This window comes from Planomonospora corallina, from assembly GCF_042650625.1.
GTDB classification, from domain to species: domain Bacteria; phylum Actinomycetota; class Actinomycetes; order Streptosporangiales; family Streptosporangiaceae; genus Planomonospora_B; species Planomonospora_B corallina.
On the sequence record NZ_JBHSBM010000013.1, the window covers coordinates 191,658 to 215,749 of the forward strand.

Consider the following 24,092-nt stretch of genomic DNA (forward strand, 5'->3'; position numbering starts at 1 on the left):
CCCGCCCACTCTAGGAATCATCGGGAAATTCCACAATCCGCTTTGCGCCGCCGTTACAGGCGGTAGTGGCGTATACGGTGTGGTGCCGGTGTTCGCGAAGACCGGTCCGCGGAGTCGGTCGCAGTCCCGGCTACCGGTTGGAGGGTAATGTCCGGCAGCATTGGAGACACCATGGAAGTCCTCGTCGCTGTCATCGCGTTCGCCGGAGCCCTGCTCGCGGCCATCGCCACAGGTGCTCTCGTCAACCGGCTCCGGAGCGAACCCAAGGGGTGGCTGATCGCCTGGGGCGTCGCGACGGCGGCGTTGTGCGTGTCACTGGGAGTGATGGCGCTCGGTCACTTCCTGGGCTTCGGGACTGTGACATTCCGGATTTACCAGCTGACCGGATCCCTCCTGGCGCCGCTCTGGCTGGCGGTCGGCGTGATCCAGCTCCTGGCGCGCAGGGGTGCCGCCAGGTTCGGCTCCTGGCTGCCGGGGGCGGGTCTCACCGCCGTGGGGCTGGTGATCCTCCTGGTGGACCCGGTCCGGCAGACGGAGAAGCTCACCAAGTCCCTGCCGGCCGCCGCCGCCCACTGGAACCCCCCGCCCGCCTACGTGCTGATGGCCGTCCAGGCGTTCGTGGCGGTGGTCCTGGTCGTCGGCCTCGTGCTGGCGGTCCTGCGCTGGCGGCGTGACGGGGACGACTACGACACCGACAACATGCACGCGCTCGGCGTCCTGGCCCCCACCGGGCTGGCGCTCGTCGGAGGCTCCGCCCTCGAGGCCCCCGGCCCCCTCCTCGTGGTGCTGCACCTGCTGGTCGCCGCCGCCGTCTGGTACACCGTGCTCCGTCCCCTCGCCCCCTACGAGGAGGAGGACGACGACGACTTCGAGGACGACTGGGAGGACCGGCCGAGCCGCCGTCCGATGCCGGGGGACGTCCCGGTCGCGGGCCGCCGCACGGAGCCCGGGCAGGCCGGCGCGCCCGGCCGGACCCCGCGCCGCTCCGGTCTCGGCGACCTCGTCGCCGAGTACCGCGCGGGCGAGCAGGAGGTCGACTACGCGGCGCGCATGCGCGGGCAGGGCCCGGCCACCGGCGATCCGGCACCCGCGCACGATCCGTTCGGCGGCCCCGCCACCGGCGTGTTCATGGCCGGTGAGTACGGCATGCCGGTCCCGGGCCGGTCCACCGGGGAGCACGACTTCACCCAGCCGCCCCCGAGGACCGGCCAGTTCGGCATGGGGTCCTCCGGCGGCCCGTCCACGGGCGAGTTCGCCGCACCCGGCGGCCCGTCCACGGGCGAGTACGACATCCCGCTCAACGAGTACGGCCTGCCCGACCCCTCCCCGGAGGCCCGGAGCCGGGCCTCGCGTCCCATGCCGGCGGAGGAGGCCTTCGGCAGCCGCCGCCCGATGTCCGCCGAGGAGGCGTTCGGAGCCCCGGCGGCCTCCGGCCGTTCGGGGGCGGCCCCCGGCGCGCCGGCGGGTGCGGGCGAGCCCGTCCGGCTCTCACCGAGCATCTACGGCCTGCTGACCGTGTTCACCCTGATCGACGGGACCGGCGAGGCGTTCGACCGGCTGGCCGAGGAGACGGTCGAGGCGGTCCGGGGCAGCGAGCCCGACACGCTGATCTACGCCTGCCACTCGGTGAAGTCCGCGCCGCTCCAGCGCATCATCTACGAGCTCTACCGCGACGAGGTCGCCTACGCCGAGCACCAGAGCCGGCCCCACGTGGAGCGGTTCGTCGCCCAGCGGCAGAGCATGGTGCTCGCCACCAACGTCATCGAGCTCAACGTGAACGCGGCGAAGGTGATCCCGCTGCCGACCGCCTTCAGGATCTGACCCGGCACCGCGCCGGCGGTCAGGCGCCGAGCGCGGCGCGCAGGCGGCGCTCGTCGACGCGCCAGAAGTCGTGCTGGACGCCGTCGATGAGGGTGACCGGGATCATCTCCCAGTACTTCGCGTGGTCCTCGGCGGAGGCGGTGATGTCGCGCTCCTCCCACGGGACGCCCAGCTCCGTCGCGACCCGCTCGATCACGGCGCGCGCGTCGTCGCACAGGTGGCAGCCGGGCTTGCCCAGCAGGGTGATGCGGTGGTCCTGCGGTGCCATGCCGCCACGCTAGCCGATCCGCGATGAACACTGTCGCCTTGGCCACAACGGCTCCACCCGCTTTGTGCACCGGTTCACAAAGGGACTAACCTGGATGACAGTGGCCTCATCTCGTCATCCGTCGCGTCCGGGCCGCGCCGGCCGCCTGTCCCTCTGGAGCTCCGGCACGTGATCCGCCGACTGTCCCAGCCTCGTGAGCGTGGCATTCCCGAGGCGACCGTCGCCCGACTGCCGCTGTATCTGCGTGCGCTCAACGGCATGTCCGAGCGGGGGCTGGCGACCGTGAGCTCGGAGGACCTCGCGCACGCCGCCGGAGTGAACTCCGCCAAGCTCCGCAAGGACCTGTCGCACCTGGGCTCGTACGGCACGCGCGGGGTCGGCTACGACGTCGAGTACCTCATCTACCAGATCTCCCGCGAGCTGGGCCTGACCCAGGACTGGGCCGTGGCCATCGTCGGTGTGGGCAACCTCGGACGGGCGCTGGCCAATTACGGCGGTTTCGTCTCGCGCGGGTTCCGGATCGCGGCGCTCCTCGACGCCGACCCCGACGTGGTGGGCGACCACATCGCGGGGCTGAACGTTGAGCACATCGACGAGCTGGAGACCGTGATACGGCAGCGGGGAGTGTCGATCGTGGTGCTCGCGACACCGGCGACGGCGGCGCAGCAGGTGGCCGACCGGGTCGTCGCCGCGGGCGTCACCAGCATTCTGAACTTCGCCCCCGTCGTGCTGTCCGTGCCTGAAGGGGTCGACATCCGTAAGGTCGACCTGTCGATCGAACTGCAGATCCTCGCGTTCCACGAGCAGCGCAAGATGGATCGCATGACTGGGGGAGCCGCTATGGCGGAGGAATGGCCCGAGGCGGTGGACCTGTGAACTCACAGATGACGACGGAGAACCGCGGAGCACGGAGGCGCTCCGGGCCCCGCGGCGTGCCCGCGGGCCTGCGGGCGGGGCGAAGGAGCCGTTCATGAGCGTTCTTGTCGTCGGCATGAGCCACCGCACGGCGCCCGTGGCCCTCCTGGAGCGGGTGTCCGTCTCCGGGGACGCGCTGACCAAGCTTCTCCACGACGTCGAGCAGAACGCCTGCGTCGCGGAGGCGATGATCGTCTCGACCTGCAACCGGGTCGAGGTCTACGCGGTCGTGGACCGGTTCCACGCCGTGGTGAGCGAGGTCTCCGCGCTGCTCAGCGTGCACTCGGGCGTTCCCATGGAGCAGCTCGCCCCGCACCTGTACGTGCACTACGAGGACCGGGCCGTCGAGCACCTGTTCTCGGTCGCGGCGGGCCTCGACTCCATGGTCATCGGCGAGGGGCAGATCCTCGGCCAGGTCCGCCAGGCGCTCAGGCTCGCCCAGGAGCAGGGCACGCTCGGCGCGACGCTCAACGAGCTCGTCCAGCAGGCGCTCCGCGTCGGGAAGCGGTCCCACGCGGAGACGGGCATCGACCGCGCGGGCGCCTCCCTCGTCGGCGTGGGCCTGCGCCTGGCCGAGCGGGCCCTCGGCCCGCTCCAGGGCCGGCGGGCCCTGGTGGTCGGCGCCGGCTCGATGAGCTCGCTGTCGGCCGCGACCCTCCGGCGGGAGGGCGTCACCGACATCGTGGTGGTCAACCGCACCCACGAGCGCGCGCTCCGGCTGGCCGAGACGGTCGGCGGGCGGGCGGCGGAGTTCGGCGAGCTGGCCGCGGAGCTCGCCGGGGCCGACCTGGTCATCTCCTGCACCGGCGCCACCGACGTGGTCATCACCGCCGGCATGGTGACGCCCCGCACGATGTTCCTGCTGGACCTGGCCCTCCCCCACGACGTGGACCCCGCCGTGCGGCGGCTGCCCGGCGTCACGCTCGCCGACCTGGAGTCCATGCAGAACGGCGAGATCGCCGGCGTCGACGACGGCGGCCGGGCCGAGGCGGTCGCCGCCGTGCGCGGGATAGTCTCGGAGGAGGTGGCGGCCTACCTGTCGGCCGAGCGGGCCGCCCGGGTGACACCGACCGTGGTGGCGCTGCGGAGCAAGGCGGCCGGCGTGGTCGAGGCGGAGCTGGGGCGGCTGGTCTCCCGGGTCCCGGAGATCGAGGGCCGTCTCCGCGATGAGGTCGCGCAGACGGTCAGGCGGGTGGTCGACAAGCTGCTCCACGAGCCCACCGTGCGTGTCAAGCAGCTCGCCGAGTCCCCGGCGGGCGATCATTATGCGGAAGCTCTGCGTGAGCTGTTCAACCTGGACCCGAAGGTGCCCGACGCGGTCAGGCGCGTCGAGACGATCGACATGGAGGTGGACCGATGACGGGGCCCCTGAGGATGGGGACGCGTCGGAGCCTCATGGCGACGACGCAGTCCGGGCTGGTCGCGGCCCGTTTCACCGAGCTGACCGGCCGGGCCGTGGAGATGGTCGGCGTCACCACCTACGGTGACGTGACCAAGGGCGACCTGGCGCAGATGGGCGGGACCGGCGTCTTCGTCAGCGCGCTGCGCGACAAGCTGATCGAGGGCGAGGTCGACTTCGCGGTCCACTCGCTCAAGGACCTGCCCACGACGCCCGACCCGCGTATCGCCCTCGCCGCGATCCCGCCGCGCGACGACCACCGGGACGCCCTGGTCGCCGGGGCGAAGCTCGCCGACCTGCCGCCCGGCTCGAAGGTCGGGACGGGGTCGCCGCGCCGGATCGCGCAGCTGCGCATGCTCCGGCCGGACATCGAGTGCGTCCCGATCCGGGGCAACGGCGAGACCCGGATCGGCAAGGTCACCTCCGGCGAGCTGCAGGGCGTCGTCCTGGCCGCGGCAGGGCTCCGGCGGCTGGGCCGGGAGTCCGAGATCGCCCAGCTCTTCGAGGTCGACGAGATGCTTCCCGCGCCCGGGCAGGGCGCGCTGGCCGTGGAGGTCCGGGCCGACCGGACCGACCTGATCGAACTGCTGGGCGTGCTCGACGACGCCGTCACGCGCGCCGCCGTGACCGCCGAGCGGGCGGTGCTGAACGCGCTGGAGGCGGGGTGCGCCGCTCCGGTGGGTGCGTACTCGGCCGTCAGCGGGCACGATCTGAACCTGACCGCGGCCGTCGTCGCCATCGACGGCGGGCACGCGGTGCGCAAGTCCACCTCCGGACCGTCTTCGGCGGCATGGGATCTCGGGCGCGACCTCGCGGCCGGGATGATCGCAGAAGGGGCCGGCACATTGATGGGGGAGCAGCCGCATTGAGCTCCGCAAGCACCACCTTCGGACACCCGGCCGGTTTCGTCGCCTTCGTGGGCGCCGGACCCGGTGACGAGGGACTGCTCACGCTGCGCGGAGCGGAGCTGCTCTCCCGAGCCGACGTCGTCGTGCTCGACGAGGAGGAGTACGGCCCGCTGCTGCGCCACTGCCGCGAGGGCGTGGAGGTCGTCGACACCGCGCAGGAGGACGCCGCCGGCAGGGCCGTCGCGGAGGCGAAGGCCGGCCGGCACGTCGTCCGGCTCTGCGCGGGTGACCCGCTCTTCTTCTCCTCGGTCACCGAGGAGGTCGCGGCCTGCGCCGGGGCGGAGGTGGACTTCGAGATCGTGCCGGGCGTGACCCCGGCGACGGCGGTGCTCACCTACGCGGGCATCCCGGCGGCCGCCGCGGTGCCCGAGTTCCGGGTCGTGGACGCCACCAGGGTCGACGACTGGGCTCCGCACGCGGCGTGCCCCGGCACGCTGGTGATCTACAACGGGATCACCGAGGCCGTGGCGATCGGCAAGGCCCTGATCGCCGCGGGACGTCCCGACTCGACGCCGGTCGCGATCAGCAGCGCGGGCACCACCACGGAGCAGTACACCGTGGCGACCACCCTCGGGCGGATGGCGCCCGACCTCAAGCACGCCGGGATGACCGAGCCGGGGCTGATCGTGGTCGGCGACGCGGTCGGCATGCGCGAGCGGCTCTCGTGGTTCGAGACCAAGCCGCTGTTCGGCTGGCGGGTGCTCGTCCCCCGGACCAAGGAGCAGTCCGCCGGGCTGGTCGAGCAGCTGCGCTCCTACGGCGCGGTGCCCGAGGAGGTGCCGACGATCTCGGTCGAGCCGCCCCGGACCCCGCAGCAGATGGACCGGGCGATCAAGGGCCTGGTCACCGGGCGCTACGAGTGGGTGGCGTTCACCAGCGCGAACGCGGTCAAGGCGGTCCGCGAGAAGTTCGAGGAGTACGGGCTGGACGCCCGGGCCTTCGCCGGGCTGAAGGTCGCCGCGGTGGGCGAGGCCACCGCGAGGGCCCTGGTGGAGTTCGGCGTCAAGCCGGACCTGACGCCCTCGGGCGAGCAGTCGTCGGAGGGCCTGGTGGCCGAGTGGCCGCCGTACGACTCCATGCTCGACCCGATCAACCGGGTGCTGCTGCCCCGCGCCGACATCGCCACCGAGACGCTGGTGGCGGGCCTGACGGAGCTCGGCTGGGAGTGCGACGACGTCACCGCCTACCGGACCGTGCGGGCGGCTCCGCCCCCCGCCCCGATCCGGGAGGCCATCAAGGGCGGCGGCTTCGACGCGGTCCTGTTCACCTCCTCCAGCACGGTGCGCAACCTGGTCGGGATCGCCGGCAAGCCGCACAACGTCACCGTCATCGCGGTGATCGGCCCGCAGACCGCCAAGACGGCCGAGGAGTTCGGCCTGAGGGTCGACGTGATGGCCGACACGGCGTCGGTTTCGGCCCTGGCGGCCGGACTGGCGGAGTACGGTGCGAAACTGAGGCAGGCGGCCCTGGCCGCCGGCGAGGTCCCCCGCAGGCCCTCCCAGAACCGGCGCGGCGCCCGCCGCCGCAAGTGAGCACGTGAGCCCTGACCCGTACGGCTCGCCCGACCCGAGACCGCCGCGGACACCCCGGAACGGGGCGTCCGCGGCACCGCCGCCGAGGCGGCGGGCCAACCGAATATCGTCCTCCGGCCGGTGACACCCCGTGGCCGGGGGGAGGGGGAGACATGACCGCCCAGTTCCCTGCCGCGCGCCCGCGCCGGCTCCGCCGTACGACGGCGATGCGCCGGCTGGTCGCCGGCACCCGGCTGCACCCGGCCGACCTGGTCCTGCCGCTGTTCGTCAAGGAGGGCATCGACGAACCGCAGCCCATCGGCTCGATGCCGGGAGTGTTCCAGCACACCCGCGACTCGCTGCGCAAGACGGCCCACGAGGCGGCCGAGGCGGGCGTCGGCGGGCTGATCCTGTTCGGGATCCCCGCGGTGAAGGACGCCCGCGGCTCGGCCGCCGACGACCCGGAGGGCATCGTCCAGAAGGCCCTCGGCGACCTGGTCTCCGACCTCGGCGACCAGATGGTCGTCATGACCGACACCTGCCTGGACGAGTTCACCGACCACGGGCACTGCGGCATCCTCACCCCCGGCGGGGAGGTCGACAACGACGCGACCCTGGAGCGCTACGCGGCCGCCGCGGTGGCCCAGGCACGGGCGGGTTCGCAGGTCATCGCGCCCAGCGGGATGATGGACGGCCAGGTCGCCGCCATCCGGGCGGCGCTGGACGGCGCCGGGTTCGAGCAGGTCCCGATCCTGGCCTACTCCGCCAAGTACGCCTCGGCGTTCTACGGCCCGTTCCGGGACGCGGCCGAGTGCGCGCCGCAGTTCGGCGACCGCAACGCCTACCAGCAGGACCCGGCGGGCCCGGTCGGCGAGGCCCTGCGCGAGGTCCGGCTGGACCTCGCCGAGGGCGCCGACGCGGTGATGGTCAAGCCCGCCCTGGCCTACCTCGACATCCTGCGCCAGGTGCGCGACGCGGTGGACGTGCCGGTCGCGGCCTACCAGGTCAGCGGGGAGTACGCCATGATCGAGGCCGCCGCGGCGAACGGCTGGATCGACCGGGATCGGGCGATCATGGAGTCGCTGGTCGCGATCCACCGCGCCGGAGCCGACATGATCCTCACCTACTGGGCGACCGAGGTGGCCCACCGGTTGTGACGTCGTGCCGACTGCGATGCCGCGCGTCGCGGCGAGGTCGCAGCTAGGTCGCGGCGAGAGGGCGTCGCGGTGAGACGCTTCGCACATGTCCGGGACCGGGGATTCGCCGCTGAGCTGTGAATCGGGTGCGTTAAAGTTCAAGAACCGGTGCGGATGTGTCCCAGGTGGCGTAGACCCTGCTGAATGCCGTCCTTCATGAACGAGAATGTGGATATGTCGTCGCATCCGGGATGGCGTGGGGCCGCGGACAACGGAGGACACGATCGTGGGGGTATCACTGGCTCGCCGGGGTAAGCGGCGGGGTCATCCGAAACAGAAGATGATCGACTCCGTGCTGGAGTACGCCGCTCTGGGCTGGGCGAGCTGCCCGGGAGCCCGCCCGCTCCAGGACGGGCCGCGCGCCTGCTCCTGTGACCGCGTCGGCTGTCCCGACCAGGGCAGCCACCCGCTCTCGCGTGCCTGGCAGATGCAGGCCACCACCGAGGCCGCCCTGCTCTCCCACTGGTGGAGCGTCGACCCCGAGGCGAACGTGGTCCTGCCCACGGGACGGACCTTCGACGTCTTCGACGTACCCCGCGAGGCGGGGCTCGCGGCGCTCGCCGCCATGGACTCCGCAGGCTACGCACCGGGCCCGGTCGCCGAGAACGGCGGCCGGGTGCTGTTTTATGTGGCCACCCGCAACGTCTCCGAGGACGAGGACGAGTGGTGGTCCTGCCCGCTCGACTACGGGCCCTCGAGCATCGAGGAGATGCCCGGCCTGCGCTGGCACTGCCGCGACAGCTACGTCCTCGCCCCGCCCTCCACGCTGCCGGGCGGCGGGACCGCCGCGTGGCTGCGGCCCCCGGACGGCCGCCCGCTGCCCGACCCGCTCCGCGTGCTCGACCGGCTCGCCGACGTCTGCGAGTGACCGTTCCGGTCTCGTGCACGTCGGCCCCCGCACTCCGGCTCCCGCGCTCGTGACCGAGGGTTGCCGTCACCCCGTTCCACCGCGGATGACAGGCCGCTGCCCGACGTCCGGGGTCCGTTCGACCGCACGGTGAGGGACCGGCGGTTGACGCCCTTGGGGGAGGTCGGTCTCGCCGGGATGGTGTTCCGACAGGTCGGCCGGGTCGTCTCCATGTGGGGGAGCGGTCGGCGATGGTCCATCAGGTCTTCGGAGCAGGCCGGCCGGTGCTCGTGCGCCACGGTGATCGATGCGGTCACCGTGTCTGGATTCGTTCCCGCGAACGATCATGATGCTGGTGGCCGGCCTCATGTCCGCAGGTGCCCTCCGGTGATCACCCGCCCTCGCGATCCTGATCCGCGACCGCCGTAACGAACAGGCTCATTGAACCCGGAGCGGTGTGGTCCATCCCACATCTGCATTCCTTGACTATTGCGGTGTTCGCAGAGTCGACAGGTCGGATCAATGAATCGCTTCCGGCCGTGTGGGGCGGCCCGGATATGGACTCGAATAACTCCACAGAATCTCCCGACTTGTGTAAAGATATCTCCTTTGTGGAGAGTTCGTTTGCGGTTTGTGGGGGTTCTGTGAGTGATCCGATCAGATTCCGTGTTCTCGGGCCGATGGAGGTCCGCCGGGGTGAGTCATGGAGAACGGTCGCACAGGGCCGAGGGCGGGTCGTCCTGGGATTGTTGTTGACACATCGCAGTGAGGTCGTCACGGCGAACCGGATGATCGGTGAATGTTGGACCGTTCCTCCGGAGAGCGCGGAAAGCCTGGTGAGGCGCCACGTCATGAAATTGCGGCGGATCCTTCCCGATGGCGCTCTGCTGACCCGTTGTGGTGGTTACCTGCTCGACGCCGATGCCGAGGAGGTGGACTGCGCGATGTTCGAATGTCTGCTCCATGCCGGCCGGGAGAAGCTGGCGGAAGGGAGAGCGGACGAGGCCGAGAGGGAGTTGGCGCGCGCTCTGACGCTCTGGAGTGGTCCGGGGTTCACCGGAATCCACGATTCCCCGGTTCTGGAAGCAGAGAGGTTCCGGCTCGCGGAGCTGAGGATGCTGGCGGTCACCTCATGGGTCCGCGCGGTGATGGCACAGGAGCGCTACCACGAGGCCGCGGCGGCTGTCAGGCGAATCCTGGCCGGTCATCCGCTGAATGAAGGGCTGTGGGAGCAGCTGATGGCCTCACTGTACCTCGCAGGGCGCCGGGCCGAGGCGCTTGGTGAGTTCCAGAATCTGCGGAACCGGCTTGTCGCCGCCGCCGGAATGGAACCGGGATGCAGAGTGCAGAGGCTGCAGCAGGCCATGCTGGACGATGATCTGGAGGAGATCCTCCGCCTGGGGAACGTCGAAGGCCGGGGGTCCCACCGGTGAGCCGGTGCTCGACAGGTGGGAGTACGCCGGTCGGTCCGTGTCCGGACACCGGGAAGCGCGTGTCCGGATGGCTGCCACGCAGGTGCAACAACGAGCGCAACAGAGCCTCGTAATGATGGCCAGGCCATCCGAGAGGAGTCGGAAAGCAATTCTCGGATGGCACGGGCACATCGGCTGTGGAGCGTGCTCCACCGAAGAGAGGATACGACGTATGCGTGACGGTCTGAAGCGGGCCGCCGCCGGTCTCGCCGGCGTGTTGGTCACCGCGAGCGCCGCGGTGGCACTGACGGCCGGCCCGGCATCGGCCATGCCGACCTGCAGCAAGTACGAGGGCAAGACCTACGGCAAGGTCGACTGCAGGGGAACCGGTAAGTGGCAGGGCGTGTGGGACTGCGACTGGCAGGCCGACTACTGGACCGGCTGGATCGCCAGCCCCAGCAGCCGATCGTTCACCTGCGACAGCCTGCTGATTCACATCGACGTAATGACGCGTTAGTCCACCGCAGGCAGGCCCGCTCTTTCGGGCGGGTCTGCCCGCTCGGAGTGAGCAGCTCGGGAAGGTTGTTGATGAGCGTGGTGTTCGAGGCGGAGAACCTGGTGCAGGGATACGGGTCCCGCCAGGTCATCTCGGGGCTTTCCATGAGGGTCGCCCAGGGGGCCGTCGGGTTGCTGGGGCCGAACGGAGCCGGCAAGACGACTCTTCTGCGCACACTCGCCACGGTGACGCCCCCTGCCTCCGGAACGTTGCGGATCCTCGGCCGCGAGTTGCGCCGGGATTCGGACGTACGCGAGATCCGGCGGGCGATCGGGTATCTGCCGCAGGATTTCGGTTACCACCCCGGGTTCTCGGTGTACGAGTTCGTTCGATACTGCGCCTGGTTGCGGTCGGTGCCCGACCGGTCGGCGGGCAAGGCGACTCTGCGGGCGCTGGATCAGGTGGGACTCGCAGGCATGCGATCCCGGAAGATGAAAGAGCTCTCTGGAGGCATGCTCCGCAGAGCGGGAATAGCCCAGGCCATCGTGGGGGATGTGAAGCTCGTCCTGTTGGACGAGCCGACGGTGGGGCTGGACCCTGAGCAGCGCCTGGAGTTCCGTGATCTCATCCGCGAGGTCTCGGCGGATGCGGCGGTGGTTCTCAGCACTCATCTGGTGGAGGACGTCGCCGCGGCGTGCGGCACCCTCCACGTCATCCGCGAAGGCGCCGTGGTCTTCTCCGGCACACCACGGCAACTCGCTGAGCACGCGGTGCCCGGCGGGCGGGGAGACACCCCGCTGGAACGGGGCTACATGACGGTGCTCCGGGCGTCGGCGGTGACGGCGTGAGCGGATCGTCCAGCGTGCGGGGCTTCCCGCCGGAGCGATGGGTGGAGGTGGGAGGCGTATGAGCTGGATGATCTGGACGGAGCTTCGGCGATCGTCTGCGAGGTGGGCATTCCTTCTCCTGCTCGCTCTGGGCGGCGGGTTGATGGCGGCCTGGGGTCAGGGGTGGTACCTGGTCTGGCCCGAGGCGAGCGTGATGGCGGCCAACGCGGCGACGTATTTCGCCGCGGCGGTTCTGGCGGGAATGGCCGCCTGGTCGGCCCAGCGCGGTGTGCGGTACGGCATGCGGGACCAGTTGCTCCTCGTCGCCCGCCGGCCCTGGCAGGTTGAGAGCGCCCATCTTCTGGCGATCCTGGTCTACGCGTGGTCCGGTCTTCTGGTCTTTGCGGCGGTGGCGGTCCTGGCGGCTTCCGGCTCGGCGGGACCGGGATTCCTGTGGCCGTCCTATCTGTTGCTGGTGTTCACGACGCTGACCGTGTGCGTGGCGAGCGGATACGTGGCGGGCCGTCTGCGGCCGTCACGGATCACCGCTCCGGTCGTGGCGGTGGCCGTGATCGTCGTTCAGTTCCTCACGCCGACGAATGCGCCGTTCGACTTCTCGGTGGTGACCGGCCCGGCTCGCCTGGAGCTGAATTCCGGCGTACTGCTGGCGCGTTCCGTCCTCGCTGCAGCCGTCGTGTGCCTGGCGGTGCTGCTGCCGTTCCTGTGGAACCGACCGAGAGCCTCGCGGATACGCCTGGCGGCGTTGCCGGTGGGCATGGCAGGGCTGCTGGCGTGGGTGGTTCTGTCAGGTCCGCTCCAGATCGCCCGCACGCCGCCGGGGGAGCCGCTCTGCGCCGCGCCGGGGCCGGACCTGCCCAGGGTCTGTCTGTGGCCCGAGAACCGTGCCTACCTCGAAACGGCGCTGGAGGCCGTCCGGAGGATCTCCCATGCCGCAGGGGGAGCCGTCGCTCTGCCCGAGGTCTACTACGATGAGGGATTGAAGCCGGACGGCGCCGGATATCCGTACTTCACCGCGTTGCCGGAGATCGACGCGATCACCACCAGCATGGCTCTCTCCGGGTTCCAGCCCTCAGGAAAGTGCCCGGACTCCAGCGACGCCGCGATGGCGGCCAGGTATGACATCGGGGGGCGCGTGTGGGTGTGGCACGCCGCGGTGGCCAAGGGGGCGCGCAGCGTCAGCGACGATGATTCCTTCCTCCTCCCGCCCGAAGTGGCTCGGGACGTGGACGTGGCGCTCGCCAAGCCGAGAGCGCAACAGCTCGCCTGGATCAGAGAGCAGGTCGAGCGGACATGGGCGGGTTGTGATGGCTGACGATTTCAACGCACCGCGTTCGTTCGCGGAGTCCCGGCGGATGGGGCCGGCCATCGGTGCACTCGTGCTGCTCTCCGTAGCGGCGGGGTTGTGGGGGAGGTCGGACCTGTCCTTCCCCCAGGCGTTCGGGCACCTTCTCACTCCGGTGCCGGTCGCGGTGCTGATCCCGATTCCGTTCTCCTGCGTCGCCGTTGTCAGTCTGCACAGCACGATGGCGGAGTTCGAGGCGGGTGCCGCCCGGCGCATGCCCCACATCGACCTGTGGCAGCTCGGGGTGCTCACCTTGATCTCCGTGACCGGGCTGGTCGCCGGGCTGTCACTGGCCGGGCTGGTCGAGGCGGTTCCAGCGGCGGTCCGCAACCTGTTCTGGTGGCTCGGTATCGCCTGCCTGTCCGGGAGGGTGTTCGGAAGACGGCTCGCGTGGGTCCTTCCCCTCGCCGCGGCGGTGCCGGTCTACGTGTTCGGTGTGGTCGACGGAGAGGTCCTGGCGTGGGCGATTCCCAAACTGGATCCGAACGTGCCGCACTCCTGGGTGGTCTCGGCCCTCGTACTGGTGGCGGGTCTCGTCGGGTTGGCGACGGAACGGCGTTGGCGTCGGTCGGGGTGGCGGTCGATCCGGCAGCGGAACCGTGCGGCCAGGCCCGTACCCTGAACGGGTGAGCCGCATCGATAACTCCGAGGACCTGTTCGCCCGCGCACGTGAGATCGTCCCGGGAGGTGTCAACTCCCCGGTCCGCGCCTTCGGCGCCGTCGGCGGCACGCCCCGCTTCATGGCCTCCGGGCAGGGGCCGTACATCACCGACGTCGACGGCAACCGCTACGTCGACCTGGTCTGCTCCTGGGGGCCGATGATCCTCGGCCACCGGCACCCGGCCGTGGTGGAGGCGCTGACCGAGGCCCTGGCGCGCGGCACGTCCTTCGGTACGGCGACGCCCGGCGAGGTCGAGCTCGCCGAGGAGATCGTCGCGCGGATCGCCCCGGTGGAGAAGGTCCGCCTGGTCAGCTCGGGCACCGAGGCCACCATGTCCGCCGTACGGCTGGCCCGCGGCTTCACCGGCCGCTCCAAGGTCGTGAAGTTCGCCGGCTGCTACCACGGGCACGTGGACGCGCTGCTCGCCTCGGCCGGCTCCGGCCTGGTCACCTTCGGGCTCCCCGACACCCCCGGCGTGACCGGCGCCTCGGCCGCCGACACCGTGGTCCTGCCGTACAACTCGGTGGAGGCGGTGACCGAGGCGTTCGCCGCCTTCGGCGACCAGATCGCCTGCGTCATCACCGAGGCGTGCCCGGCGAACATGGGCGTCGTGCCGCCGCTTGCGGGCTTCAACACCACGCTCCGCGAGCTGTGCACCGCGCACGGCGCCCTGCTGATCATCGACGAGGTGCTCACCGGCTTCCGGGTCTCGCACGCCGGCTGGTACGGCCTCGACCCGGTGGACGCCGACCTGATGACCTTCGGCAAGGTCATGGGCGGCGGCCTGCCCGCCGCCGCGTTCGGCGGCCGGGCCGACGTGATGGCCCAGCTCGCCCCCGAGGGGCCGGTCTACCAGGCCGGCACCCTGTCCGGTAACCCGCTGGCCTGCGCCGCGGGCCTGGCGACCCTGCGCGCCTGCGACGACGAGGTCTACGACCGGGTCGACGCCGCAGCCCTGGTCGTCGGCCGCGCCGCGGCCGACGCGCTGGCCGCGGCCGGGGTGCCGCACCGGCTCCAGCGCGCGGGCAACCTGTTCTCGATCTTCTTCACCGACGAGCGGGTCACCGACTTCGCCGGGGCCCAGAAGCAGGACACCGCCGCCTACCGGGCCTTCTTCCACGCGATGCTGGAGCAGGGCGTCTACCTGCCGCCGTCGGCCTACGAGGCGTGGTTCCTGTCGGCGGCCCACGACGACGAGGCCCTGACCAGGATCGCCGAGGCCCTCCCGCTCGCCGCCAAGGCCGCCGCCCAGGCGTCCTGACCCCTGTCCCGCCGGGGCCGTGCCCGTCGCAGGCGGGTGCGGCCCGGCGTTCCGGGGCGTTCGGCTCTACCGGGGCAGCTTGTCCAGGTCGACGTCGATCGGGAACGGCACGGGCACGGTCAGCCGGCCGTGGTGGATGCCGGTGAGGCGGTAGGCGCGGGTGGCCGGGTCGAGCTCGTAGACGTAGACGACGGGCTTGCCGCCGTTGTTCTCGACCCGCCAGAAGTGGGGGATGCCCGCCTCGGCGTAGCGGAACGGCTTGGTCTTGCGGTCGCGGTCCTCGGACTCGGGGGAGACGACCTCGACGACGAGGTGCACCTCGCCGGGGGTGTAGCAGGTGCGCTCGTCGTCTTCGGCCGCCGCCGCGTCGACGACGAGCACGTCGGGGCAGGGCCGCATCCGGTGTCCGAGCTTGACGTCCATCTGATCCACTGCCGCCATCTGCTCGGGAGTCCGGTCGCCGAGGGCTTCGGTAAGGCTCCGGATCATGCGCTGGTGGAAGCGCTTCTGGGGGGACATGAAGACGAGGACTCCATCGATCAGTTCGACGTGCTTGAAGAAGTCGGGCTCGCCGTTCGGTCCCTCCGACGGCAGACGATCGAGGTCGTCCGCGGTCCATCCCCACGGAGGCGGAGCCGGCCAGTAATCGAGCGCGCTTGTCACGTCGGTCACCGTAACCTCGTCTCCGTCACCGTGTGTGCTCATTCGGACCACTTCCGTTGCCGTCTCCCATGCTCTCTCTCGCTCATTCTGGAGGGAAGAGGAAGGACCCGCACGCCGGGACACGGGAGCGTCACCGCGCGGGTCACGCGGAGAAAGACCCGGCCGGGACGGGGCCGCCAGGCGCATCCGGGCGGCTCCCACCGCCGGGGTGCGCTAGCGGACGCCGATCTTCCCGGACGTCGCCGAGAGCAGGTCGCGGGTGCCGGGGACCACGATCCGGTAGGTGCCGCGGGCCAGTCCGCTCGTGGTGTAGGCGGAGGTGCGGTAGACGGTGACCTTCTTGACCGTGCGCCACGCGCCGCGCAGGTAGCGCTGCACCGCGACCTGCTGCCGCTGCGGCTGGTAGACCCGGAAGACCACCTTCTTCGTGCCTCCGCTCACCGCCGTCCTCGGCCGCGCGCTGACGCGCACGGTCCGGCTGGTGCTCGCGGCCGCGGTCGAGGTGCCGGTGAACTGCGCGTAGGCGTAGGTCCCGGCGTCGACGCGCAGCGACGCGGTGCCGGTGCCGTTGTGCACGGCCACGGCGGCGCACCTGTAGGAGGAGACGGTGAGCCTGCGGCTGCACAGCCGGGCGGTGCCGCTGACCCCGGCGCCGTGGGCGGTCCGCACCGTGACGGTCGCCCGCACCGACTGCCCTGCGGTCACCGTGCCGGCGGACAGCGCCAGCCCGGTGACGGTGGCCTCGGCGGGGAGCGGCGTGCTGTCGGCGGAGAGCGCCGCGAGCGGCCGGATCCGGCCGGCGCCGTAGAGGTCGTCACGGCCGGCGGCGCCGAGGTCGAGCGCGGTGTCCGCGAGCCGGGTGGCCACCTGGGAGGCCCCCGCCTCCGGGAACTCCGCCCGGACCAGCGCCGCCGCCGCGGCGGCGTACGGCGAGGCCATCGACGTGCCGCTCATGGAGGCGTACTGACCCGAGGGGACGGTGGAGACGACGCTCACACCGGGGGCGGCCAGGTCGACGTAGGAGCCGTACTGGGAGAACGCCGCCCGGGCGTCGGTGGACGTGGTGGCCGCGACCGCGACGACGCCGGGGTAGGCCGCCGGGTAGCTGACCGGGTTGCCGCAGTTCTCACCCGGAGCCGGGTAGGAGACCTGCGAGCAGGCCTGGCCGGAGTTCCCGGCGGCGGCGACCACGACGACGTTCCTGGCGAGGGCGTAGTCGATCGCGGACTTCAGCACCGGGTCGGCGCCCGGGCCGCCCAGGGAGAGGTTGATGACGGTCGCGCCGTGGGAGGCGGCGTAGACGATGCCGTTGGCGATGGCGGAGGTCCAGCCGGAGCCGTTCTTGTCGAGCACGCGGACCGGCAGGATCTTCGCGCCGGGGGCGAGTCCGGCGACTCCCACGCCGTTGTCCGCTCTCGCGGCGATGATGCCCGCGACGTGGGTGCCGTGTCCGTTCGGGTCGGTGCGCCCGTCACCGGTACGGCTCACCAGGTCGGTGCCGGGCAGGACCGCGTCGGCCAGGTCCGGGTGGGAGCCGTCCACGCCGCTGTCGACGACGGCGACGGTCTGCCCGGTGCCGGTGGCGGAGGCCCACACGGCCTCTCCGGAGAGCAGGTTCAGCGCCCACTGACGGGAGCGGAGCGCGTCGTTCACCCCGGCGGCCGAGGCGGAGGCGGTGGAGGCGGAGGCGCCGTCCGAGGTGCCCGCGGTGGTGTCCGTGCCGGTGCCCGCGGTGGTGTCCGTGCCGGTGCCCGCGGTGGTGTCCGTGCCGGTGCCCGTGGCGGTGTCCGTGGTGGCGTGGCCGGGAGCGGGGCCGTCGCCCTCGCTGGAGGGCGCGGCGGAGGGCGCGGCGGAGGGCGCGGCGGAGGACGAGGGGGAGGTCTCGGCGCCGGTGGCGCCGTCGGCGGAGTCCGGCCCGGCGGTCGTCGTGCCTCCGCCGTCCGGGGCGGGGGCCGCGCCGGCGCCCGTGGCGCTCTCCGCGGCCTCGGCCGCGCCGTCGGCGGTCCCGGCGGAGTCCGGCCCGGCGGCCGGGGCGGGGGTGCGCGAGGCGGTGACCTTCGAGTCGACGACCACCGCGAGCGCGCCGGGCACGGCGCGGGCGTCCTCCACCGCGCCGACGGCCTCCTGCCGGTCCTCGGCGACGGTGACGGTGACCCGCGGCCTCCCGGAGGAGTCGGCGGTCAGGGCGACGATGCGGACCGGTCCGCGCTCCGGGGCCTCGGCGAGGACCTCGGAGACCGGGCCGGTCAGGCCGACGGGCTCACGCGGCTTCCAGTCCTCGACGGCGGGGGCGGGGGAGGTGCGGCGGGCCGCGGGCGCGGCCGTCCGGCCGGCGGTCCCGGAGGCGTCCGGTCGCCCGGTGCTCCCGGCGGAGGCGGGTCGGGCGGCGGTCCCGGCGCCGGCGGTGGATCCGGTGGCGGGCGCGGCCGCCGGGCGGTTCCCGGAGGACTGGGAGGCGGCGGCCGGTGCGGTCGCCGGTCCGCCGTCCGGGGAGACGGAGGCGTAGGCGGTGATGCCGGCGGCGGTCACCGCGACCGCGGTGAGGGCGCTCAGGAGCCGGGTGGCTGGCATGCTGGTTCTCCCCGTCCGTGGATGGAGCCGTGTGCGGTGCGCCGCGCCGATCCGGGCCGCGCGGGGACCGGCCGGCGAGCGTACTGTCCCTTCGGCCGCCCGCCGGGGTTCCTTAGGGATTGCGCGAGGGAACTCCCGAGCCGATCGCCCGCGGCGCCTTCCGGCCCGGTCCCCGGCACCGGCCCGGCACCGGCCCGGTCCCCGGCACCGGCCCGGCACCGGCCCGGCCCCGGCTCCGGCTCCGGCCGGCCGTACCGCGACCGCACGGCCACCGTCCTGGGCGGCCGGCGGCTCGCGGTGCGGTGGACCGGGTCCGACTGTTCAGCCATAATGTGATTTTCCGCAGCGTTGATTTAGGACTGCTTGGATGTTGGATCTGAACCGCCTCAAGGCGCTGCACGCCGTGGCCGTGTACGGCTCGGTGGGCGCGGCGGCCGAGGCGCTCATGGTCACCCCGTCCGCGGTCTCGCAGCAGCTCGCCAAGCTGGAGCGGGAGACCGGCGCGACGTTGCTGGAGCGCAACGGGCGGGGGGTGCGGCTGACGGACGCGGCCGGGCTCCTGGCCGACCACGCCGAGCGCATCCTGGCGCTGGTGGAGACCGCCGAGGCCGACTTCGAGGCGCTCCGCGGCGCGGTCGTGGGCCGGTTGAGCATCGGGGCCTTCCCCACGGCGGCCCGGGGGCTGATGCCGCAGGCGCTGGTCCTGCTGCGGGAGCGCCACCCCGAGCTGAGGATCCAGCTCCACGAGCGCGAGCCGGGCCGGCAGCTCCTGGAGGTCTCCCGGGGCGAGCTCGACCTCGCGGTGGTCCAGGACTGGGTGAACCGGCCGATGGCCATCCCCGACGGGCTCTCCCGGGCCACGCTCTTCGACGACGTCGCCGACGTGGTCCTGCCCGCGGACCATCCGCTGGCCGGCCGCGCCGAGATCGAGCTGGCGGAGCTGTCCGGGGAGCGGTGGATCAGCGGCTCGCCCGGGACGGTCTGCCACGACTGGCTGGTCTACACGCTCCGCTCGGCCGAGCTGGAGCCGGAGATCGCCTGCATGGCGGACGAGTACCCCACCCAGCTGGCGCTCGCCGCGGCCGGGCAGGGCTGCGCGATCGTGCCCCGTCTCGGCCGCGACTCCGTCCCGGAGGGGGTCCGGGCCGTCGCGGTCCGGCCGCTCCCCACCCGCCGCATCTACGCGCTCTGGCGGAGCGACGCGGCCCGCCGCCCGGCGATCCGCGCCGCGGTCGACGTGCTCCGCGCGGCCTCGGCGGGACTGCGGGGGGAAGTGCGATTCGCGTCTACCGATGGGTAGGCTGACGGCACCATGGCTGAGACCACTGTCATCCACCTGCTGCGCCACGGCGAGGTGCACAACCCCGCCAACGTCCTGTACGGCCGGCTTCCGGGCTACAACCTGTCGGAGAACGGCCGCCTGATGGCCGAGACGGTGGCCAAGTCGATGGCCGGGCGCGACGTCGTCGCGCTGTTCTCCTCCCCGCTGGAGCGCGCCCAGCAGACCGCCGCCCCGCTCGCGGAGACCTTCGGGCTCGAGGTGCGGATCGACGAGCGCCTGATCGAGGCGGCCAACATCTTCGAGGGCGTCTCCGTCGGCGGCGGGGAGGGCGTCTTCCGCAGCCCCCGCCTCTACCGCCATCTGTGGAACCCGCTCCGCCCGTCCTGGGGCGAGCGCTACGCCGACGTGGTGCAGCGCATGCGGGGGGCGATCCTGTCGGCGCGCAGGGCGGCGCGCGGACACGAGGCGGTGCTGGTCAGCCACCAGCTCCCCATCTGGATCATCCGGCTGGCGGCCGAGGGCAGGCGGCTCCCGCACGACCCGCGCCGCCGCCAGTGCGGACTGGCCAGTGTCACGAGCCTCTGCTTCGAGGACGACCGGCTGGCCAGCGTCGGATACTCCGAGCCGGCGGCCGCCCTCGTCAAGCGCCCCACTGTGCCGGGCGCGTGACCTCGCCGGTAGAGTTGCAGCTCTACCGCTTGTAGTACAAGGAGACCGACCTTCGATGCGCGCCAGACCGCTCGCCGCCCTCGCGCTGCTCGCCGTACTGGCGGCCGGGTGCGCCGGGAGCCAGGCGTCCGCGCCGCAGTCGGGGGACACCCGGTTCGTCGCCGGGGACGGCAAGGTCACCGTCTTCGAGGCGGCCGGGCGCAGGCCCGCCCCCGCGGTCGAGGGGGAGACCCTGGACGGCGGCACCGCGTCCCTCGCCGCGCACAGGGGCAAGGTCGTGGTGCTGAACTTCTGGGCCTCCTGGTGCGCGCCCTGCCGCGCCGAGGCCCCGGTGCTGAAGGACATCGCCGCCAGGACCAAGGCGGACGGGGTGGAGTTCCTCGGCGTCGACTTCAAGGACGACAGGAGCCAGGCGCTCGCCTTCGAGCGCACCGAGCAGCCCGGCTACCCGAGCATCTACGACCAGCCCGGCAAGGTGGCGCTCGCCTTCCAGGGCACGGTCCCCCCGGCGGCCATCCCCTCGACGCTGATCATCGACCGGCAGGGCCGGATCGCGGCCCGCGCCCTCGGCGCGGTCAAGTACGGCGACCTGCTGGCGGCCGTCGAGAAGATCGGCGATGAGAAGTAACCCGGGGCGCCCGCGATGAGCGCCGACCTGGCGAGCACGGTGGCGAGCGGCTCGCTCGCGCTGGCCCTGCCGATCGCCGTCGCCGCGGGGCTGGTGTCGTTCCTGTCGCCGTGCGTGCTGCCGCTGGTGCCCGGCTACCTGTCCTACGTGACCGGGATGAGCGCCGACCCCCGGCGGGGCCGGATGGTCGCCGGGACGGTGCTGTTCGTCCTCGGCTTCGCCGCCGTGTTCGTGGCCGGAGGGGCGCTCTTCGGGACCCTGGGCTCGGTGCTGTTCGGCAATGCCGAGGTCATCACCCGGGTGCTCGGGGCGCTCACGATCGTGCTCGGGCTCGCCTTCATGGGTTTCGTCCCCGGGCTCCAGCGGGACGTGCGCGTCCACCGGCTCCCCGCCGCCGGGCTCGCCGGGGCGCCGCTGCTCGGCGTGGTGTTCGGCCTCGGCTGGACCCCCTGCATCGGCCCCACCCTCGCCGCCGTGCTCACGCTCGGCGTGACCGAGGGCAGCGCCGGGCGCGGCGCGCTGCTCGCCTTCGGCTACGCGCTCGGCCTCGGCCTGCCGTTCGTGGCGGCCGGACTGGCCTACCGCAGGGCCCTGCACACGTTCAAGGCGGTCCGCCGCCACACGCAGCTGATCACCCGGGTGGGCGGGGCCATGCTGGTCGCCGTCGGCCTGCTGCTCGTCACCGGCGTCTGGGGAGACCTCGTCGCGGCGATGCAGGGGTGGATCGGCGGATTCCAGCCGGTGATCTGATGACCCTTACCGACGACACTCCCGAGGAGAAGACCGCGGTCCGGCCGGTGCGGCTGGGCGCGGCCGGCTGGCTGCGCTGGTCCTGGCGCACGCTCACCTCGATGCGGACCGCGCTGATCCTGCTGTTCCTGCTGGCCCTGGGTTCGATCCCCGGGTCGATCTGGCCGCAGCGCGGCGTCTCCGACGCCAAGGTCGCGCAGTACTACGCCGACAGCCCCCGGCTGGCCGAGTGGCTGGACCGGCTCTGGATGTTCGACGTCTTCCAGGCGCCGTGGTTCGCCGCGGTCTACCTGCTGCTGTTCGTCTCGCTGATCGGGTGCGTCCTCCCGCGCGCCGCGGCCCATCTGCGGGAGCTGCGCAGGAAGCCGCCCGCGGCGCCGCGCAACCTGTCCCGGCTGCCGCAGCACGCCGTACTCGACGGCGACCTGACGGTGGAGGAGGCGGCCCGGCGGCTGCGCCGGCTCCGCTTCCGGATCACCACCGGGCCCGACTGGGTCGCGGCGGAGAAGGGCTACCTGCGCGAGACCGGCAACCTGTTCTTCCACGTCGCGCTGGTCGGCCTGCTGGTCGCGATCGGGATCGGCTCGCTGTACGGCTACCGCGGCAACGTGCTGGTCGTGGAGGGCGCCGGGTTCGCCAACACGGTGGCCGCCTACGACCGCTACATGCCGGGTCAGCAGGTGAACGCCGAGTCGCTGGAGCCGTTCTCGTTCACCCTGGAGGACTTCCAGGCCACCTACATCGCCCAGGGGGCCAAGCGGGGCCAGGCGCTGGACTACTCGGCGAAGCTCGCGGTGAGCGACGCGCCGGGGGCCGCCGGGCGGACGTACGAGCTGAAGGTGAACGAGCCGCTCGACGTGAACGGCACCCTGACCTACCTGATCGACCACGGCTACGCGCCCACCTTCAAGGTCACGGACGGCGAGGGGCAGGTCGCCTTCGAGGGGGCGGTGCCGTGCCTGGTCGCACAGGCGGCGACGTTCGCCTCCGAGTGCGTCGTCAAGGTCCCCGACGCCCGGCCGGAGCAGCTCGGCCTCATGATCGCCTTCCTGCCCACCGGCGTGCAGGTCGAGGGCGGGGAGTGGACGTCGGCCTTCCCCGGTGCGGTCAACCCGGTCGCGCAGGTGTACGGCGCCTTCGCCGGCGACCTCGGCATGGGCGACGGCAGGCCGCAGTCGGTCTACGAGATCCCGGCGGAGATCCTCAAGAAGATGAAGCCGCTGGTGATGAAGGCCGATCCGCTCCAGGTCGGGGAGAAGCTCCAGCTGCCGGGCGGCGCGGGCACGATCGAGTTCACCGGGGTCAAGGAGTGGATCGCCCTCCAGATCACCCACGACCCCGGCCGCTTGCCCGCCCTGCTCTCCGCGGCCGTGGCCACCGTCGCGCTGGTGTTCTCCCTCACCGTCCGCCGCCGCCGCGTCTGGGTGCGGGTCCGCGAGGGCGGCGCCACCGAGGCGGGCGGTCTCACCCGCACCGAAGGCGGTGACTTCGGCGAGGAGTTCGCCGGGATCGTCGCCGCCCTGAATCACGGTTCCAACCCTGGAGTGAAGGATGCCCGCTGAGGTCGATTCCGGTCTCGCCGCGCTGAGCGACCAGCTCATCCTGGTGACGGTGCTGCTCTACGCCCTCGCGATGATCGGGTACGCGCTGGATCTCGCGTTCGGCCGGGCCTCGTCCCGCGCCGCGGGGCGGGCGGACGCGTCCGCGGAGGCCGCACCCGGGACCGAGCCCGCGCTCGCCGCGGTCGGCGCCCCCACCGCGGTCACCGGGCAGGCGGGCGGGCAGGCGTCCGGGGAGGACGCCGGCGACACCGGCGGCGGGACCGCCGCGCCGGCCGGGAGCGCCGCGGCGGAGGACGGCGCCGGGAGCGCCGAGGGTGCCGAGGGCGGGGCGCCGTCCGGCTGGGTGCTGAAGGCCGGCGCCGCCGCGACCGTGCTGAGCTGGATCGGCCTGGTGGCGAACGCGGGCTCCCTGGTGACCCGGGGCCTGGCCGCGAGCCGGTGGCCCTGGGGCAACCTGTACGAGTTCATGGTCGCCATGTGCCTGGCGGCCGTGGGCGCCTTCCTGCTGATGCAGCTGCGCTACCCCGTGCGCTTCCTGGGCTCCTTCATCACGGGCGCCGCCGGGCTCGGCCTGGGCTACGCGGTGCACTCCTGGCACGTGGAGACCGCTCCGGCGATGGTGGCGCTGAACTCCTACTGGATCGCGATCCACGTCTCGGCGGCCGTCCTCGCCAGCGGCCTGTTCATCGTCGCCGGGGCCTGCGGCGTCATCTATCTGATCAGGCACGAGGCCGCCGACCACCTGCCGACCCGGCAGGAGCTGGAGCGGGTCGCGCACCGGGCCATCGTGATCGGCTTCCCGATCTGGACCTTCGCCGTCATCGCCGGCGCGCTCTGGGCGGACAAGGCGTGGGGCCGCTACTGGGGCTGGGACCCCAAGGAGATCTGGGCGTTCATCACCTGGATCGTCTACGCCGGCTATCTGCACGCCCGCGCGACCGCCGGCTGGAAGGGCAGGTCGGCGATGATCGTGCAGCTCGTCGCCTTCGCCTGCCTGCTGTTCAACCTCATCGGGGTGAACCTCTTCATCGACGGCCTGCACTCCTACGCCGAGGTGCCGTAGCGGCCGTCCTGGTGAGAGC

The 24,092-nt window shown here is 72.4% G+C and carries 22 protein-coding genes; 19 read left to right on the forward strand and 3 right to left on the reverse strand.

Features of this window, described 5'->3' with window-relative positions:
• Window positions 1-171 precede the first annotated feature (171 nt).
• Window positions 172-1,821, forward strand: coding sequence for an antibiotic biosynthesis monooxygenase (locus tag ACFOWE_RS10165; protein WP_377286965.1), 1,650 nt, complete (start codon window positions 172-174; stop codon window positions 1,819-1,821).
• 19 nt (window positions 1,822-1,840) lie between these two features.
• Here the strand turns inward: ACFOWE_RS10165 and ACFOWE_RS10170 are convergent, their stop codons facing one another.
• Window positions 1,841-2,089, reverse strand: a complete 249-nt coding sequence (locus ACFOWE_RS10170) for a glutaredoxin family protein (RefSeq protein WP_377286967.1) — start codon at window positions 2,087-2,089, stop codon at window positions 1,841-1,843.
• Window positions 2,090-2,257: 168 nt separating this feature from the next.
• On the opposite strand from ACFOWE_RS10170, the gene ACFOWE_RS10175 reads away from it, so the two are divergent.
• From ACFOWE_RS10175 to hemL, 12 genes are all read left to right on the forward strand, one after another.
• On the forward strand, window positions 2,258-2,965 hold the full coding sequence (locus ACFOWE_RS10175) for a redox-sensing transcriptional repressor Rex (protein WP_377286968.1): 708 nt from the start codon (window positions 2,258-2,260) through the stop codon (window positions 2,963-2,965).
• Between the two features lie 94 nt (window positions 2,966-3,059).
• Entirely contained in the window at window positions 3,060-4,364 is a 1,305-nt protein-coding gene (locus ACFOWE_RS10180; RefSeq protein WP_377286969.1) for a glutamyl-tRNA reductase, read from the forward strand.
• On the forward strand, window positions 4,361-5,272 hold the full coding sequence (gene hemC / locus ACFOWE_RS10185; protein ID WP_377286970.1) for a hydroxymethylbilane synthase: 912 nt from the start codon (window positions 4,361-4,363) through the stop codon (window positions 5,270-5,272). The genes ACFOWE_RS10180 and hemC overlap by 4 nt, the downstream gene beginning before the upstream one ends.
• Window positions 5,269-6,843 carry a bifunctional uroporphyrinogen-III C-methyltransferase/uroporphyrinogen-III synthase gene (locus ACFOWE_RS10190; protein ID WP_377286971.1) on the forward strand — a complete coding sequence of 525 codons (1,575 nt, stop codon included), beginning with the start codon at window positions 5,269-5,271 and terminating at the stop codon, window positions 6,841-6,843. Before hemC ends, ACFOWE_RS10190 begins: the two co-directional genes overlap by 4 nt.
• Window positions 6,844-6,995: 152 nt before the next feature.
• The gene (gene hemB / locus ACFOWE_RS10195) at window positions 6,996-7,979 is read left to right on the forward strand and encodes a porphobilinogen synthase (RefSeq protein ID WP_377286972.1); all 984 of its coding nucleotides are present in this window, start codon (window positions 6,996-6,998) and stop codon (window positions 7,977-7,979) included.
• A gap of 319 nt (window positions 7,980-8,298) precedes the next feature.
• Complete coding sequence (locus tag ACFOWE_RS10200) at window positions 8,299-8,886, forward strand: bifunctional DNA primase/polymerase (RefSeq protein WP_377286973.1); 588 nt, start codon at window positions 8,299-8,301, stop codon at window positions 8,884-8,886.
• 473 nt (window positions 8,887-9,359) lie between these two features.
• Window positions 9,360-10,298, forward strand: a complete 939-nt coding sequence (locus ACFOWE_RS10205) for an AfsR/SARP family transcriptional regulator (protein ID WP_377286974.1) — start codon at window positions 9,360-9,362, stop codon at window positions 10,296-10,298.
• Window positions 10,299-10,509: 211 nt separating this feature from the next.
• Entirely contained in the window at window positions 10,510-10,794 is a 285-nt protein-coding gene (locus tag ACFOWE_RS10210; protein ID WP_377286975.1) for a hypothetical protein, read from the forward strand.
• A gap of 71 nt (window positions 10,795-10,865) precedes the next feature.
• Window positions 10,866-11,621 (forward strand): ATP-binding cassette domain-containing protein, encoded by a 756-nt coding sequence (locus tag ACFOWE_RS10215; protein WP_377286976.1) that lies wholly within the window; start codon window positions 10,866-10,868, stop codon window positions 11,619-11,621.
• A 58-nt stretch (window positions 11,622-11,679) separates the two neighbouring features.
• Complete coding sequence (locus ACFOWE_RS10220) at window positions 11,680-12,933, forward strand: hypothetical protein (RefSeq protein ID WP_377286977.1); 1,254 nt, start codon at window positions 11,680-11,682, stop codon at window positions 12,931-12,933.
• Between the two features lie 64 nt (window positions 12,934-12,997).
• Window positions 12,998-13,585: a hypothetical protein gene (locus tag ACFOWE_RS10225; protein WP_377286978.1), complete on the forward strand. Its 588-nt coding sequence runs from the start codon at window positions 12,998-13,000 to the stop codon at window positions 13,583-13,585.
• A 13-nt stretch (window positions 13,586-13,598) separates the two neighbouring features.
• Entirely contained in the window at window positions 13,599-14,885 is a 1,287-nt protein-coding gene (gene hemL / locus ACFOWE_RS10230; RefSeq protein ID WP_377287128.1) for a glutamate-1-semialdehyde 2,1-aminomutase, read from the forward strand.
• A gap of 66 nt (window positions 14,886-14,951) precedes the next feature.
• Here hemL and ACFOWE_RS10235 read toward each other — a convergent pair whose 3' ends face one another.
• Complete coding sequence (locus ACFOWE_RS10235; protein ID WP_377286979.1) at window positions 14,952-15,548, reverse strand: Uma2 family endonuclease; 597 nt, start codon at window positions 15,546-15,548, stop codon at window positions 14,952-14,954.
• A gap of 213 nt (window positions 15,549-15,761) precedes the next feature.
• A complete protein-coding gene (mycP, locus tag ACFOWE_RS10240) occupies window positions 15,762-18,119 on the reverse strand; it encodes a type VII secretion-associated serine protease mycosin (protein ID WP_377286980.1) in 2,358 nt (785 codons plus the stop codon).
• Between the two features lie 367 nt (window positions 18,120-18,486).
• Between mycP and ACFOWE_RS10245 the strand changes: the two genes are divergently transcribed.
• Genes ACFOWE_RS10245 through ccsB form a run of 6 tightly spaced genes read left to right on the forward strand, consistent with a single transcriptional unit; the run spans window position 18,487 to window position 24,073 of the window.
• Complete coding sequence (locus ACFOWE_RS10245) at window positions 18,487-19,419, forward strand: LysR family transcriptional regulator (RefSeq protein WP_377286981.1); 933 nt, start codon at window positions 18,487-18,489, stop codon at window positions 19,417-19,419.
• Between the two features lie 12 nt (window positions 19,420-19,431).
• Window positions 19,432-20,070 (forward strand): histidine phosphatase family protein, encoded by a 639-nt coding sequence (locus tag ACFOWE_RS10250; RefSeq protein WP_377286982.1) that lies wholly within the window; start codon window positions 19,432-19,434, stop codon window positions 20,068-20,070.
• Between the two features lie 55 nt (window positions 20,071-20,125).
• A complete protein-coding gene (locus ACFOWE_RS10255) occupies window positions 20,126-20,698 on the forward strand; it encodes a TlpA family protein disulfide reductase (protein WP_377286983.1) in 573 nt (190 codons plus the stop codon).
• Between the two features lie 15 nt (window positions 20,699-20,713).
• On the forward strand, window positions 20,714-21,448 hold the full coding sequence (locus ACFOWE_RS10260) for a cytochrome c biogenesis CcdA family protein (protein WP_377286984.1): 735 nt from the start codon (window positions 20,714-20,716) through the stop codon (window positions 21,446-21,448).
• On the forward strand, window positions 21,448-23,010 hold the full coding sequence (gene resB / locus ACFOWE_RS10265; RefSeq protein WP_377286985.1) for a cytochrome c biogenesis protein ResB: 1,563 nt from the start codon (window positions 21,448-21,450) through the stop codon (window positions 23,008-23,010). Before ACFOWE_RS10260 ends, resB begins: the two co-directional genes overlap by 1 nt.
• Window positions 23,000-24,073, forward strand: a complete 1,074-nt coding sequence (ccsB, locus tag ACFOWE_RS10270) for a c-type cytochrome biogenesis protein CcsB (RefSeq protein WP_377286986.1) — start codon at window positions 23,000-23,002, stop codon at window positions 24,071-24,073. The genes resB and ccsB overlap by 11 nt, the downstream gene beginning before the upstream one ends.
• Window positions 24,074-24,092: the final 19 nt, after the last annotated feature.

Coding starts and splice junctions, on each gene's coding strand:
- ACFOWE_RS10165 (WP_377286965.1), top strand. CDS start 172: ATGGAAGTCCTCGTCGCTGTCATCGCGTTCGCCGGAGCCCTGCTCGCG.
- ACFOWE_RS10170 (WP_377286967.1), bottom strand. CDS start 2,089: ATGGCACCGCAGGACCACCGCATCACCCTGCTGGGCAAGCCCGGCTGC.
- ACFOWE_RS10180 (WP_377286969.1), top strand. CDS start 3,060: ATGAGCGTTCTTGTCGTCGGCATGAGCCACCGCACGGCGCCCGTGGCC.
- hemC (WP_377286970.1), top strand. CDS start 4,361: ATGACGGGGCCCCTGAGGATGGGGACGCGTCGGAGCCTCATGGCGACG.
- hemB (WP_377286972.1), top strand. CDS start 6,996: ATGACCGCCCAGTTCCCTGCCGCGCGCCCGCGCCGGCTCCGCCGTACG.
- ACFOWE_RS10200 (WP_377286973.1), top strand. CDS start 8,299: ATGATCGACTCCGTGCTGGAGTACGCCGCTCTGGGCTGGGCGAGCTGC.
- ACFOWE_RS10210 (WP_377286975.1), top strand. CDS start 10,510: ATGCGTGACGGTCTGAAGCGGGCCGCCGCCGGTCTCGCCGGCGTGTTG.
- ACFOWE_RS10215 (WP_377286976.1), top strand. CDS start 10,866: ATGAGCGTGGTGTTCGAGGCGGAGAACCTGGTGCAGGGATACGGGTCC.
- ACFOWE_RS10220 (WP_377286977.1), top strand. CDS start 11,680: ATGAGCTGGATGATCTGGACGGAGCTTCGGCGATCGTCTGCGAGGTGG.
- mycP (WP_377286980.1), bottom strand. CDS start 18,119: ATGCCAGCCACCCGGCTCCTGAGCGCCCTCACCGCGGTCGCGGTGACC.
- ACFOWE_RS10245 (WP_377286981.1), top strand. CDS start 18,487: ATGTTGGATCTGAACCGCCTCAAGGCGCTGCACGCCGTGGCCGTGTAC.
- ACFOWE_RS10250 (WP_377286982.1), top strand. CDS start 19,432: ATGGCTGAGACCACTGTCATCCACCTGCTGCGCCACGGCGAGGTGCAC.
- ACFOWE_RS10255 (WP_377286983.1), top strand. CDS start 20,126: ATGCGCGCCAGACCGCTCGCCGCCCTCGCGCTGCTCGCCGTACTGGCG.
- ACFOWE_RS10260 (WP_377286984.1), top strand. CDS start 20,714: ATGAGCGCCGACCTGGCGAGCACGGTGGCGAGCGGCTCGCTCGCGCTG.
- resB (WP_377286985.1), top strand. CDS start 21,448: ATGACCCTTACCGACGACACTCCCGAGGAGAAGACCGCGGTCCGGCCG.
- ccsB (WP_377286986.1), top strand. CDS start 23,000: ATGCCCGCTGAGGTCGATTCCGGTCTCGCCGCGCTGAGCGACCAGCTC.